Genomic DNA, 12,499 nt, shown 5'->3' with positions numbered 1-12,499 from the left:
CCGCGAAAGGACGGTCGTGAAGCTCCTGCACACCTCCGACTGGCACATCGGCCGCACCTTCCACGGCCACTCGAGCGTCGCCGCGCTCGGCGTCGTGCTCGACGCACTCGTCGAGACGGTGCGCTCCGAGGCGGTCGACGTCGTCCTGATCTCCGGCGACGTCTTCGACTCCGCGGTGCCGGCGGCCGAGCACTACACCCTGCTCACCCGCACGCTCGAGGCGATCCGCGCGGCCGGCGCCGAGGTCGTGCTGACCAGCGGCAACCACGACTCCCCCGCCCGGCTGGGCTTCCAGGCCGGGCTGCTGCGCGGCTCCGGCGTGCACGTGCTCACCGATCCCGAGGCGTACGCCGAGCCGGTCGTCCTCCGCGACGGGAGCGGGCTCGAGGTCGGCGTCTACGGCATCCCCTACCTCGAGCCGGCCCTCTACCGGCACCGGCACCCGGACGAGTCGCTCCGCCGCCACGAGGACGTCCTCGCCTTCGCGATGCGCCGCATCCGCGCGCACGCCGAGGCGGCCGGGCGGCGCTGGGTGGTGCTCGCGCACTGCTTCGCCGTCGGCGCCCCGGCCGGCACGGTCGAGCGCGACATCACGGCCGGCGGGATCGACTACGTCTCGGTCGACCACTTCGCCGCGGCCGACTACGCGGCACTCGGGCACATCCACGGGCGGGCGATCCTGCTGCCGAGCGTGCGCTACTCCGGCGCTCCGCTGCACTACTCGTTCGGCGAGGCCTCGAAGCCGCGCGGCGGCTGGCTGGTCGAGCTCGGCGCCGACGGGCTCGGCGAGGTGACCTGGTCGGCGCTGCCCGTGCCGCGGCGGCTGAGCGTGATCGAGGGTCGGCTGGACGAGCTGCTGAGCGACCCGTCGCTCGCCGAGTACGAGCCGGACTGGGTCTCGGCGGTGCTGACCGACGAGGTGCGCCCGCTCGACGCGATGGCGCGGCTGCAGTCCCGCTTCCCCGGCTGCGTGACGCTCGAGCACCGGCCCCCGCACGCGGCGGTCGACGAGCGGCGCTACGCCGAGCGGATCCGCGGGCGCAGCGACGTCGAGGTGATCGACGACTTCCTCGCGCACGTCCGCGGTGGGCACGGCGCGAGCGAGACCGAGCGCGCGCTCGCGCTCGACGCGCTGGCGCAGGTCGACGCCGAGGCACTGCGGTGAGGATCCGCCGCCTCTCCTTCGCCGGTCTCGGCCCCTTCCGCGCGGAGCAGGAGATCGACTTCGACCGCCTGGAGGACGTCGGGATCTACCTGATCGCCGGACGCACCGGCGCCGGCAAGTCGACGATCCTCGACGCGATCAGCTTCGCGCTCTACGGCTCGGTGCCGCGCTTCGACGGCACGGCCTCGCGCCTGCGCAGCGACCACAGCGCCCCCGAGGACGAGACGTTCGCCGAGCTCGACTTCGAGGCGGCGGGCCGGCTCTACCGGGTCCGCCGCTCACCGGAGTACGAGCGGCCGGCCAAGCGCGGCGGCGGCACCACCCGGCAGGCGGCGAAGGTCGCGCTGCTCGAGCACGTCGACGGCGAGTGGCGGGGTCTGTCCTCCAGCGCGCGCGAGACGGGGGCCGACATCGGCCGGATCGTCGGCCTGACCAAGGACCAGTTCCTCCAGGTCATCCTGCTGGCGCAGAACCGCTTCCACGAGTTCCTGCTCGCTAAGAACGACGACCGGCAGCGGCTGCTGCGCACCCTCTTCGCGACGGAGCGCTACGACCTGCTGCGCCGACGGCTCGTCGAGCAGCGGCAGGAGAGCGGAGCGGCGCTCGAGGAGGAGCGCGCGGCCGTGACGGCGCTGGCCGACGAGGCCGTCCGGCTCACCGGTGACGAGGAGACGGCGCCGACACCGCCCGATGCGGAGTGGTTCCGCGCCCTGGTGACCCGGCTCGACGCTCCCCTCGCGCTCGCCCGCGACGAGGTGGCGGAGGCCGACGCCGCGTTCCGTGCGGCCGAGACCGCCCGGGACGAGACGCGGCTGGTGAAGCGGGCGCAGGACCGCCGCCGGAGCGCGCTGATCGAGGCCGAGGAGCTCGCGGTCGCGGAGTCGCTCGTCGTCCGGGAGCGCGAGCGGATCGAGCGGGCCCGACGGGCCGAGGGAGTGCTGCCGCTGCTGAAGGGCGCGCGCTCGGCGGCGGAGAGGTCTGCCGCCGCCGACCGGAGCCGCGAGAGCGCCGCCGTAGCCTTCACGGCCGCCTTCGACGAGCCCGCGGACCGGGCCGCCGCCGCCCGGGCCGCGGAGCGCCTCGCCGGAACGCTCGGCGCGCTGACCGATGCGCTGGCCGACGAGCGCGGCCTGCCCGAGGCGGTCCGCCGCGCCGAGCGGACCGTCACCGCACGCGAGCGGTCCACCGCCGCGCTGGCCGTCCTCGATCGCGACCTGCGGGCGCTGCCCGCCCTTCTCGACGCGCTCTCCGCGGAGGAGGACGCGCTCGCGCCGGACGCGACGGCGCTGCCGGCCCGCACCGAGGAGCTGGCCGCGCTCGAGCGCCGGATCCGCGCCGCCGCCGAGCGCGCGAGTGCCGCGACCGCGCTCGATCGCCTCCGCTCCGCCCACGCCGAGGCGGCCCGGGTGCACGGCGTCCACGCCGCCGAGCACGCCGAGCTGGTCGCCCGCCGCTTCGCGGGCTTCGCCGGCGAGCTGGCCGGAGCGCTCGCTCCCGGCGACCCCTGCCCGGTCTGCGGCTCCTGCGAGCACCCGCGCCCCGCCGAGCACGGCGAGCTGCCGCCCGTCGGCACCGGCGAGATCGAGAAGGCGCGCACCGCCGTCGACCGCGCCGCCGCCGCGATGGACGCCGCCCGCGAAGCCGAGAGCGCCGGCGCGCTCGCCCTGGCGGCTCTCGAGGAGCGGGCCGGCGCCACGACCGCCGAGGAGCTGCAGACCGCCCGTGCCGAGGCCGAGACGCGGCTCACCGCGTCCCGGAGCGCCGCGACGCGGCTCGAGGAGCTGCGGCGCGAGCGGTCGGACCTCCGTCTCCGCAGTGACGACCTCGCGGCCGCCCTCGAGACCGCCCGCGCCGAGCACCAGCGCCTCAGCTCCGACGCCGCCCTCGCCGCCGAGGCGCTGCGCCTCCTGCGCGAGCGGATCGACGCCCACCGCGACGGCGCGGCCAGCATCGCCGACCGCGTCGCGGCCCTCACCGCGCAGCGCCGCCTGGCCGACGCGCTCGTCGAGGCCGAGGACGCATCGACCACGCGCCGCGAGGCGGCCGAGGCCGCCGAGGTCCAGCTCGCCGAGGTGGTCGCCGACCGCGGCTTCGCGAGCGCCGACGACGCCGAGTCCGCCGCCCTCACCTCGGGCGAGCGCGCCCGCGCCGAGGCCGTGGTCGCCGAGCACGAGCGCCGCCGCAGCTCCGTCGACTCGGTGCTGGCCGACCCCGAGCTCGCCGGCCTGCCGACCGCCCCCGTCGACCTCGCCGCCGCGGAGGAGGACGCGCGCGCCGCCTCCGCCCGCCGCGACGAGGCCCGCTCGCGGCACTCGGTGCTCGAGCACCGCGCCGCCCGGCTCGCCGAGCTGGCGGGCCGCGCCGAGGAGCGACTGGCGATTCTCGACGAGCGCCTGCGCCGGCACGAGGAGCTCCGCGCCCTCGCCGAGACGATCGACGGCCGCGGGCAGAACACCCGCCGGATGGACCTCGAGGCCTTCGCCCTCGCGGGCCGGCTCGAGGAGATCGTGGCCGCCGCGAATCTGCGGCTGAACGCGATGACCAGCGGCCGCTACGCGCTCGTGCACGACGACTCGCTCGCCTACCGCGGCGCCGCCTCCGGGCTCGGGATCGACGTGCTCGACGCCTTCACCGGCGCCCGCCGGCAGCCCGCGTCGCTCTCCGGCGGCGAGACGTTCCTCGCCTCGCTCGCCCTCGCCCTCGGCCTGGCCGACGTGGTCACGATGCAGTCCGGCGGCGTCTCGCTCGAGACGATGTTCATCGACGAGGGCTTCGGCTCGCTCGACGCCGAGACCCTCGAGACCGCGCTCGGCACCCTCGACGCGCTGCGCTCGGGCGGGCGCACGATCGGCCTCATCAGCCACGTCGACGCGATGCGCGAGCGGCTGCCGACCGGGCTCAAGGTCGTCGTCAGCGACCGCGGAGACAGCAGGATCCTCACGGCGTGACGGAGCGACCCGCTAGGGTCGTCGGCAGTGACACGGGGTGCCCACCAGGGCTGAGATGAGACCCGTCGAACCTGATCTAGTTCGTACTAGCGAAGGGATGTCGCGAATGAGCATTCGCACGCCTGCCCACCCGACCCTCCTCGACGGCCCGGCCGTCGCCCGAGACCTCGACGGGCTGCGGTCCGCCGTGCCGCTCGTTCAGTGCATCACCAACGCGGTGGTCACCGGCTTCACCGCCAACAGCCTGCTGGCGCTCGGCGCGAGCCCCGCGATGTGCGATCTGCCCGGCGAGGCCGGCGTCTTCGCCGGCATCGCCTCCGCGACGCTGGTGAACCTCGGCACCCCGCACGCGGAGCAGCGCGACGGCGCCCGCGAGGCCGTCGCGGCGGCGAACGCGGCCGGCACACCCTGGGTGCTCGACCCGGTCGCCGTCGGCCCGCTGCCGGTGCGCACCGCGCTCGCGGCCGAGCTGCTCGAGGCGCGACCCGCGATCATCCGCGGCAACGCCTCCGAGATCCTCGCCCTCGCCGGCCTCGGTGCGGGCGGTCGCGGTGTCGACGCCGTCGACGGCCCGGAGGAGGCGCTGGAGGCCGCGACTGCGCTCGCCCACCGCTCAGGAGCCGTCGTCGCCGTCTCGGGAGCCGTCGACGTCGTCACCGACGGCGAGCGCGTCGTCCGCGTCGCCGGAGGGCACCCGCTGCTCACCCGCGTCACCGGCGGCGGCTGCGCGCTGGGCGCCGTGATGGCCGCCTTCCTCGGCGCCGGCGGCTCCGACCCGCTCGGCGCCGCGGTCGCCGCCTCCGTGGTCTGGGGCCTCGCCGCCGAGCAGTCCGCCGTCACCGCCGCCGGCCCCGGCTCGTTCGCGGTCGGCCTCCTCGACGCTCTCGCCGCACTCACTGCCGACGACGTCGAGAGCGGAGCGCGGATCGCATGATCGACCTCTCGCTCCAGCTCGTCACCGACACCCGCCTCTGCGGTCCGCGCGGAGTCCCGGCCGTGGTCGCCACGGCCGTCGCCGGCGGCGTCCGCGTCGTCCAGGTCCGCGACCACGACGCGACCGCCGCCGAGCTCGTCGCCCTGACCTGCGCCGTCGCCGCCGTCCTCGACGAGCGCACGACCCTGCTGGTCGACGACCGCGTCGACGTCGTCCTCGCCGCCCGCCTGGCCGGCGCCCGCGTCGACGGCGTGCACGTCGGCCAGTCCGATCTCCCGGTCCTCGCCGCGCGCAGCATCCTCGGCGCCGACGCGGTGATCGGGCTGACGGCGAACACCCCGGCCCACCTCTCCGCCGCGCACGCCCTGCCCGCCGGCACCGTCGACTACCTCGGCGTCGGAGTGATCCGGGCGACGGCGACCAAGCCCGACCACCCGGTCCCACTCGGGATCGACGGCTTCGCCGCCCTCGCCGCCGCGACCCCGCTCCCCTGCGTCGCCATCGGCGGCGTCACGGCCGGCGACGCCGCGGCCCTGCGCCGCGCCGGCGCGGCCGGTCTCGCGATCGTCTCCGCGATCTGCGCGGCCGACGATCCGGAGTCCGCGGCCCGCGCCTTCCGAGCGGAGTGGGACCGATGAGTGCCGCGCTCCCGCTGCCCCGCCCGATCCCCCGCGTCCTCAGCATCGCCGGCACCGACCCGACCGGCGGCGCCGGCATCCAGGCCGACCTCAAGTCGATCGGCGCGCTCGGCGGCTACGGGATGGCCGTGGTCACCGCGCTCGTCGCGCAGAACACCCGCGGCGTGCGCTCGATCCACCTGCCGCCCGCCGCGTTCCTCCGCGAGCAGCTCGACGCGGTCAGCGACGACGTCGAGATCGACGCCGTGAAGATCGGCATGATCGCGAACGCCGAGCTGGGCGGGATCATCGCCGCCTGGCTGGACGACGTCCGCCCGCCGCTCGTCGTCGTCGACCCGGTGATGGTCGCCACCAGCGGCCACCGCCTGCTCGACCCCGAGGCGGAGGAGGCGGTCCGCGCGCTCGTCCGCCGTGCCGGCCTCGTCACGCCCAACCTCCCCGAGCTGGCCGTGCTCGCCGGAGCCGAGCCGGCCGCCGACTGGTCCGCCGCCCTCGAGCAGGCCCGCTCCGTGGCCCGGGATCTCGGCACCGCGGTCCTGGTGAAGGGCGGGCACCTCGACGGCCCGGCGACGCCCGACGCGATCGTCACCCCGGACGGCGGCGTGCGCGAGGTGCCGGGCGAGCGTGTCGCCACCCGCAACACCCACGGCACCGGCTGCTCGCTCTCCTCCGCGATGGCGACGCTCCTCGCCGGCGGCGGGACGACTCCGGACACGCTCACGCAGGCGCTGACCGAGGCGAAGGACTGGCTGAACGGCGCCCTCCGCGGCGCCGACGCGCTCCGTGTCGGCGAGGGCAACGGCCCGATCGACCACTTCCACCGCCTGCGCGCCCCGGCGTTCTGCGAGCGGATGTGGGCCGAGACGGAGCAGCTCCGCGCCGAGATCGACGCGCTGCCGTTCGTGACGGCGCTCGGCGACGGCTGCCTCGCCCGCGACGACTTCGAGTGGTACCTCGAGCAGGACGCGCTCTACCTCACCGAGTACGCCCGGGTCCTCGCGGTCGCGGCGCAGCTCGCGCCGAGCACCGCCGAGCAGATCTTCTGGGCGGAGTCCTCGGCCTCGGCTCTGGCGGCGGAGGCGCAGCTGCACCGCGACCGCCTCGGCGAGCGCACGGCGACGGCCTCCCCCGTCACCCGCGGCTACATCGACCACCTGCTCGCAGTCGGCACGAGAGGGAGCTACGGCGAGATCGTCGCCGCGCTGCTGCCGTGCTTCTGGCTCTATGCGGACATCGGCGTGCGCCTCGCCGCGGCGAACCGGCCCGGGCACCCCTACGCGGACTGGCTCGTCACCTACGCGGATCCTGCCTTCGCCGTCGCGACCGAGCGCGCGATCGCGATCACCGAGGCGGCCGCCGCTCGCGGCACGAACGCGGAACGCGCCGCCATGGGCGACGCGTTCCTGCGCTCGAGCGTGTTCGAGCGCGACTTCTTCGCGGCTCCGCTCAGCCGATCGCCTCGCGGAGGACGTGCATGAGCGCGTCCAGCTGAACCGTGTCGGCCGAGGCGACCTCGGCGTCCGCGCCGTCGAGCGCGCGGGCGGCGAGGCCGGCCTTCGCGTCGATCAGCTCGGCGATCTTGGCGTCGATCGTGTGCGCCGCGATGATGCGCCAGGCCGTGACCGGCTCCTCCTGGCCGATGCGGTGCACGCGGTCGATCGCCTGCGTCTGCTCGGCCGAGGTCCAGGACAGCTCGGCCAGGACGACGTTGGACGAGGCCTGCAGGTTGACGCCGACGCCCGCCGCGGTGAGCGAGCAGACCGCGACCGAGACGTCGGGGTCCTCGTTGAACGCGTCGATCTGCGCCTGGCGGAACGTCGCCGACTGGTCCCCGCGGATCGAGACGGAGGTGAGATCGCGCTTCTCGAAGGTCTCCTCCGCCTGGTCCATCACGTCGATGTGCTTGGCGAAGAAGACCACCTTGCCGACCGAGCGGGCCAGCTGCGAGGCGTAGTCGGCGGCGAGCGCCGCCTTGGCCTGGCCGATCCGGCGCACCATCGTGAAGACGTTCTCGCCGGTCTTGGCCGACTTCGACTCCTCGAGCTCGCTCTGCGCGACGATGCGGACGAAGCGCTCGCGCTCGTCGTCGTCGAGCTCGTGCGTGATCGACGCGGTGACGGCCTTGTAGCGCTGCAGCATCCGGGCGCCGAGCTCGCGCTCCGCCTTCTGGATCGAGCGGCCGAGGTCGTCGTCCAGCTCGACCGGCAGGTCGACGATCCGCTTCGAGGGCAGGTCCGCTGCGACGTCGATCTTCTTCCGCCGGACGATGCCGAGGTCGATGACCGCCTCGCGCGCCTCCGGGTAGAAGCCGGTGTCCGCGGGGGTGAGCCCGGTGTCCTCGAGCAGGCTCATCAGCTCGGGGCCGGGCTTGGTCTCGTCGATCCAGCCGAGGAAGCGCCAGATCGCGCGGAAGTCGTCCACGTCGTTGATCAGCGGCGTTCCCGTGAGGGCGATCATCAGCGGGTCGTGGCCCGGCGTCGTCTCGCGGATCTTCGCGGCCAGCGCCAGCACGCTCTGCGAGCGCTGCGAGCGGAGGTTCTTGATGAAGTGCGCCTCGTCGACGACCATGCCGCGGAAGCCGAGGCTGCCGAGCCATCCGATGTGCCGGTCGAGGATGTCGTAGTTGACGATCACGACGTCGGCGAAGGCGTCGAGCGTGCCGCCGTCGCCGTGGATGACGGTGGCGCGGCGCTGCGGCGTCCAGCGCTCGACCTCGCGCGCCCAGTTCATCTTCACGACGTTGGGCACGACGGCCAGCAGCGGGTAGGAGCCGGTGACGGACGCGGCGAGGAGGCTCTGCGCCGTCTTGCCGAGGCCCGGCTCGTCGGCGAGCAGGAAGCTGCGGTGCCCCTCGCGCGCGCCCTCGATGAAGCGGGCCTGGTGCGGCATCAGGTCGCGCCCGCGCGGCGTCACCCGGTCGATCTTCGGCGGCTCGGGCAGCTCCATGCTGGCGGCGCGGCCGCCGGCGCCGTACTCGAACGCCTTGAAGAGCGGACCGAGCAGCTCCCAGTCGTCGAGGCGACGGCGGGCGGGGGTGGGCGCGCTGGCGATCGAGAAGTCCGGCGGGAGGAAGGGGTTGGCGAGCTGGCGGGCGCGCACCGACGGCGGCACGACCTGGTTGACCGGCATCTCCGGCTTGGGCTCCGGCTCGGTCACGATCAGCAGCTCGTCGGGACTCAGCTCGGCGCCGGCCTCCAGCAGCCAGTCGCGGCGCAGCTTCTGCGCGGCCGCGGTGATGCCGGCCTCCGACTCGAGCAGGGCGATCAGGCTGGTGTCGCGCGCCGCGGTCTTCGCGAGGATCGTCGCGATGCCGTCGAGGCGCTTCATCTCCTCCGCGCGCTGCGAGTCGCTCAGCTCGGTGTCGCTCTTCACCCGCTTGCGCTCCTCGCGCATCAGCAGGGCGATGACGAGGAACTTCGTGCGATTGGTGGGCCCGACCTTGCCGGTCTGGGCCTTCGCCTCGACCTCGCGCACGCGACGGGCGAGGATCGGGATGATCCCGGAGTTGTCGACGCCGCGCGGGCGCGATCGGGGCCGAGTTCCCGGGCTCGCGCTCGTCGAACGACGCGACTGACCGGACTGACGCTGGCCGCTGCGAGCCATGCTCCTCCTCGACGTGGACGGGGGCGGAGGAGGGGTTCCCGCGCTCTACCGTCGCATTGCACTGTGCGAATCTTGCGTGCTGTGCGTGTCTTGCCTGCACCGCTTGTGTTGCACTGGCCGCGTCGCGTCGGAGACGAGACGGGCACCGATGCGCCCGGTGGCCGTCGGGAGCTCCGAGCAACGGGTCTGAGACCCGGTCGCAGCATCCCCGGCGTGCGGGTGCGCGACGAGTCTACTCCTCAGCGCCGGATCGGCGGCACCTGCGCCTGCGGGCGCGTCCAGCGGCCGCCGGATCACTCGGCGACGCGCACCCGGATGATCAGGCCGGCGGCCACCACGACGCCGACCGCGGCCAGGTGCAGCGAGGACCAGACGGCGTCCGGGAACGAGAACGGGAAGACCGGGTTCCAGAGCACGACGATCGGCGCGAGCCCGATCAGCCAGTAGTACGCCTTCGCCTGGATCGCGAACCAGCCGATGACGGCCGCGAGGATCGCCACCGGGTACCGGACGAAGTCGTAGGCGTCGCCGCCGACCAGCGCGAGCCCTGCGAGCAGGATGATCGCCTCGAGGATCCCCGGCGCCAGCGCCATCCGCGCGCTCGAGCGGGACGGGTAGCGGGCGGTCGTGCCGCCGCGCGGGGGGCCGGACTTCTCAGCGTTCACCCGTCGATCGTACGGGGCGGTCCCGACCGCTCCGCTGTGGAACCCCGCACGGGCCCGTTCGGCTCCCGCCCCTCGCGCGAACCGACCCGAACCGGGCGCACGCCCGCGCACAGGCACCAGTCCGCGTCCACTCGCAGAGCCGTGCCCCCGCGCCGTCACGAACGGACCCGGACCGGGTCCTGACTCACCCGCAGACCCCGACAGCTGTCCGTTCGGCCTCCTCGCCCCGAGCGAATCGACCCGGACGGGGCGCGAGTGCGCCCGCAGACCCCATCGAGGGTCGACTCGAAGGAGCGCGGCCCTGTTCGTGAGCGAACGGACGCGAATCGGGTCCGGACAGGCCTGCACACCCCAGCACGCGTCCACTCGAGCGCCGCACACCGATCGAGACGACTCGAAACGGGCGCCGACGCGTTCACGGATCACAGTCCGCGTCGTCTCGCCGGCCGATACCCCCGCCGGGTATCGGCGTCCCGGCGTAAACTGTGCGGGTGATCGAGGATCTGAAGAAGCGCTCCCTGCACCGCGCCCGCATCCTGGCGGGCCAGATGCGCGGCCTCGAGAAGGCCATCGAGAACGAGGACTACTGCGTCGACATCGTCACGCAGTCGCTCGCCATCCAGAAGTCGCTCGGCTCGCTGAACAAGCTGATCGTCGAGAACCACCTGCGCACACACGTGACCGCGATGTTCGACGAGGGCGGCGACGCGCGCGAGGCCGCCATCGCCGAGCTCGTGAAGATCTTCGAGCTGTCGAACAACCGCTCGTGACCGCGCTCACCGCCGTCCGCGGCGACATCACCCGCGAGCAGGTCGACGTGATCGTCAACGCCGCCAACTCGACGCTGCTCGGCGGCGGCGGGGTCGACGGGGCGATCCACCGCGCGGGCGGTCCCGAGATCCTCGAGGAGTGCCGGCGCCTCCGGGCGGGCGAGCTGCGCGACGGACTCCCCGCCGGCTCCGCGGTCGCGACCACCGCCGGCCGCCTGCCCGCCCGCTGGGTCGTGCACACCGTCGGCCCCGTCTACTCGCGGAGTGACGATCGCTCCGCTGTCCTCGCCTCCGCCTACACCGAGTCGATCCGCGTCGCCCGCTCCCTCGGCGCCCGCACCGTCGCGTTCCCCGCTGTCTCCGCCGGCGTCTACGGCTGGCCGATGGCCAGCGCCGCGCGCATCGCCGTCGACTCCGTCCGGCTCGCCGCCGCCGAGGACGGACCGGGCACTCTCGACGAGGTCCGCTTCGTGCTCTTCTCGGACGACGCCCTCGCCGCCTTCCGCGAGGCGCTCGGCTAGCTCGCCGTCCCGGTCGCGGCGCTTGAGCCCGCGTCCGCTCCGGTACCGGAGTCCGTGCCCGAGTCCGTCCCGGTGCCGCTCCCCTGGCCGCCGAACGACCCGGGACCACCACCGCCGGGGAAGCCGCCGTCCGGCATCCCGCCTCGCTGCGACGGGTCGAATCCGCCGACGGCGGAGGACCCGACCGAGTTCCCGACGGCGTAGCCGATCCCGAAGCCGCCGCCCAGCAACAGCAGACCGGCGAGGACGGCGAGCGCGATCCACCGGGCGCGGCGCCGTCGCCAGAGCGGCTGATGCGACCGCGCCGGCTCCGCCGCGCCCGGTGCCGCGGTCCCCGCCGTCGGCGGCGGCCACTCCGCCGTCCCCGGTGCCTGGTTCTCGATCGTGCTGCTCATGCTGCGCCTCCGGCTCTCGTCCGCACCCGGCCGGGTGCACGATCGACAGTGCCGCCACTGCCTATGACCCCGGCAAGAACCGCTGATCGATCCCCGAAGACCCGCATGAACGCGCAATCCGCCGTTCTCGACAACGAGAAAGGGGAGGGGACCACACGGTCCCACTCCCCCTTCGCGGTGAGGCTCTACGCCGTCTTCGGCCGCGCGAACTCGTCGTACGGCAGCGTGATCGGCCGGGTGCGCGGCGGCATCCGCAGCACCGAGTCGAGGGCCGGGCCGAGGGCCTCGCGCCAGGCGCCGTAGCCGGCCTCGTTGAGGTGCAGGCCGTCGGGCGAGTACTGCTCGAGCAGGGCGCCGTCCTCGCCGGCGAGCACCGGCCAGAGGTCGAGGTAGCCGGCGTGCGCGGTGGGCGCGAACTGCCAGAGGTGGCGGTTGACCTCGCGGATCTGCGCGCCGAACTCGCGGGCGCGCGGCAGGATCGAGGTCACCAGGATCCGCACGTCGGGGAGGTCGCGGCGGAAGGTCGCGACGATGGTCTCGATGTTGCGCACGATGTGCTCGGTCGTGCGGTGGTAGGCCAGGTCGTTCGTCCCGACCAGCAGGACCACCGTGTCGGGCGCCCCCTCGACGAGCCCGGGCAGCCGCTCCACGACGTCGTCGCTGGTCGCTCCGCCGATGCCCTCGTCGACGACCGTCGACGCGGTCAACCACTCGTCCCAGGACCCGCCCTGGATGATGCTGTCGCCGATGAAGGCGACCTTTCCCAGCTGGAGATCGCGCCCCGCGTCCGTGTCCGATCGTTCGCTCATCGTGCTCCTCTCGTTCGCGTCCGAGGCGGCGTCGCCGCCCGCGGACCCCTC

At 74.5% G+C, this 12,499-nt stretch carries 11 protein-coding genes and 1 riboswitch; of the genes, 7 read left to right on the top strand and 4 right to left on the bottom strand.

The window, feature by feature from the left end:
• The first annotated feature begins 16 nt into the window (after nucleotides 1-16).
• From MT355_RS06945 to thiD, 5 genes are all read left to right on the top strand, one after another.
• Nucleotides 17-1,165, top strand: coding sequence for an exonuclease SbcCD subunit D (locus MT355_RS06945; protein ID WP_243598992.1), 1,149 nt, complete (start codon nucleotides 17-19; stop codon nucleotides 1,163-1,165).
• Nucleotides 1,162-4,113 (top strand): AAA family ATPase, encoded by a 2,952-nt coding sequence (locus MT355_RS21560; protein WP_243598991.1) that lies wholly within the window; start codon nucleotides 1,162-1,164, stop codon nucleotides 4,111-4,113. Before MT355_RS06945 ends, MT355_RS21560 begins: the two co-directional genes overlap by 4 nt.
• A 23-nt stretch (nucleotides 4,114-4,136) precedes the next feature.
• Nucleotides 4,137-4,228: riboswitch (TPP riboswitch) on the top strand.
• The gene (gene thiM, locus MT355_RS06935; protein WP_243598990.1) at nucleotides 4,220-5,047 is read left to right on the top strand and encodes a hydroxyethylthiazole kinase; all 828 of its coding nucleotides are present in this window, start codon (nucleotides 4,220-4,222) and stop codon (nucleotides 5,045-5,047) included. Its footprint overlaps the riboswitch before it by 9 nt.
• Nucleotides 5,044-5,685, top strand: coding sequence for a thiamine phosphate synthase (gene thiE / locus MT355_RS06930; RefSeq protein ID WP_243598989.1), 642 nt, complete (start codon nucleotides 5,044-5,046; stop codon nucleotides 5,683-5,685). Before thiM ends, thiE begins: the two co-directional genes overlap by 4 nt.
• Nucleotides 5,682-7,163 carry a bifunctional hydroxymethylpyrimidine kinase/phosphomethylpyrimidine kinase gene (thiD, locus tag MT355_RS06925; RefSeq protein WP_243598988.1) on the top strand — a complete coding sequence of 494 codons (1,482 nt, stop codon included), beginning with the start codon at nucleotides 5,682-5,684 and terminating at the stop codon, nucleotides 7,161-7,163. Before thiE ends, thiD begins: the two co-directional genes overlap by 4 nt.
• On the opposite strand, the gene MT355_RS06920 is transcribed toward thiD, so the two are convergent.
• Complete coding sequence (locus tag MT355_RS06920) at nucleotides 7,132-9,288, bottom strand: DEAD/DEAH box helicase (RefSeq protein ID WP_243598987.1); 2,157 nt, start codon at nucleotides 9,286-9,288, stop codon at nucleotides 7,132-7,134. The two genes, thiD and MT355_RS06920, sit on opposite strands and share 32 nt — an antisense overlap.
• Before the next feature lie 293 nt (nucleotides 9,289-9,581).
• On the bottom strand, nucleotides 9,582-9,953 hold the full coding sequence (locus MT355_RS06915) for a DUF6804 family protein (protein WP_243586532.1): 372 nt from the start codon (nucleotides 9,951-9,953) through the stop codon (nucleotides 9,582-9,584).
• Nucleotides 9,954-10,444: 491 nt separating this feature from the next.
• Here MT355_RS06915 and MT355_RS06910 point away from each other — a divergent pair, with 491 nt between their 5' ends.
• Both MT355_RS06910 and MT355_RS06905 read left to right on the top strand, forming a co-directional pair.
• Nucleotides 10,445-10,723, top strand: coding sequence for a metal-sensitive transcriptional regulator (locus tag MT355_RS06910; RefSeq protein WP_123445545.1), 279 nt, complete (start codon nucleotides 10,445-10,447; stop codon nucleotides 10,721-10,723).
• Entirely contained in the window at nucleotides 10,720-11,244 is a 525-nt protein-coding gene (locus MT355_RS06905; RefSeq protein ID WP_243598986.1) for an O-acetyl-ADP-ribose deacetylase, read from the top strand. Before MT355_RS06910 ends, MT355_RS06905 begins: the two co-directional genes overlap by 4 nt.
• On the opposite strand, the gene MT355_RS06900 is transcribed toward MT355_RS06905, so the two are convergent.
• Complete coding sequence (locus MT355_RS06900) at nucleotides 11,241-11,639, bottom strand: hypothetical protein (RefSeq protein ID WP_243598985.1); 399 nt, start codon at nucleotides 11,637-11,639, stop codon at nucleotides 11,241-11,243. The genes MT355_RS06905 and MT355_RS06900 overlap by 4 nt on opposite strands.
• Nucleotides 11,640-11,824: 185 nt before the next feature.
• Nucleotides 11,825-12,448 (bottom strand): GDSL-type esterase/lipase family protein, encoded by a 624-nt coding sequence (locus tag MT355_RS06895; RefSeq protein WP_243598984.1) that lies wholly within the window; start codon nucleotides 12,446-12,448, stop codon nucleotides 11,825-11,827.
• Between the last annotated feature and the right edge of the window lie 51 nt (nucleotides 12,449-12,499).

Source organism: Rathayibacter sp. VKM Ac-2929, from assembly GCF_022815495.1.
GTDB lineage: Bacteria > Actinomycetota > Actinomycetes > Actinomycetales > Microbacteriaceae > Rathayibacter > Rathayibacter festucae.
This window is presented reverse-complemented; position numbering and strand designations above follow the sequence as displayed.

What these genes read in the sequence shown, in the direction of transcription:
- thiM (WP_243598990.1), top strand. Translation starts at nt 4,220, where the DNA reads ATGAGCATTCGCACGCCTGCCCACCCGACCCTCCTCGACGGCCCGGCC.
- thiE (WP_243598989.1), top strand. Translation starts at nt 5,044, where the DNA reads ATGATCGACCTCTCGCTCCAGCTCGTCACCGACACCCGCCTCTGCGGT.
- thiD (WP_243598988.1), top strand. Translation starts at nt 5,682, where the DNA reads ATGAGTGCCGCGCTCCCGCTGCCCCGCCCGATCCCCCGCGTCCTCAGC.
- MT355_RS06920 (WP_243598987.1), bottom strand. Translation starts at nt 9,288, where the DNA reads ATGGCTCGCAGCGGCCAGCGTCAGTCCGGTCAGTCGCGTCGTTCGACG.
- MT355_RS06900 (WP_243598985.1), bottom strand. Translation starts at nt 11,639, where the DNA reads ATGAGCAGCACGATCGAGAACCAGGCACCGGGGACGGCGGAGTGGCCG.
- MT355_RS06895 (WP_243598984.1), bottom strand. Translation starts at nt 12,448, where the DNA reads ATGAGCGAACGATCGGACACGGACGCGGGGCGCGATCTCCAGCTGGGA.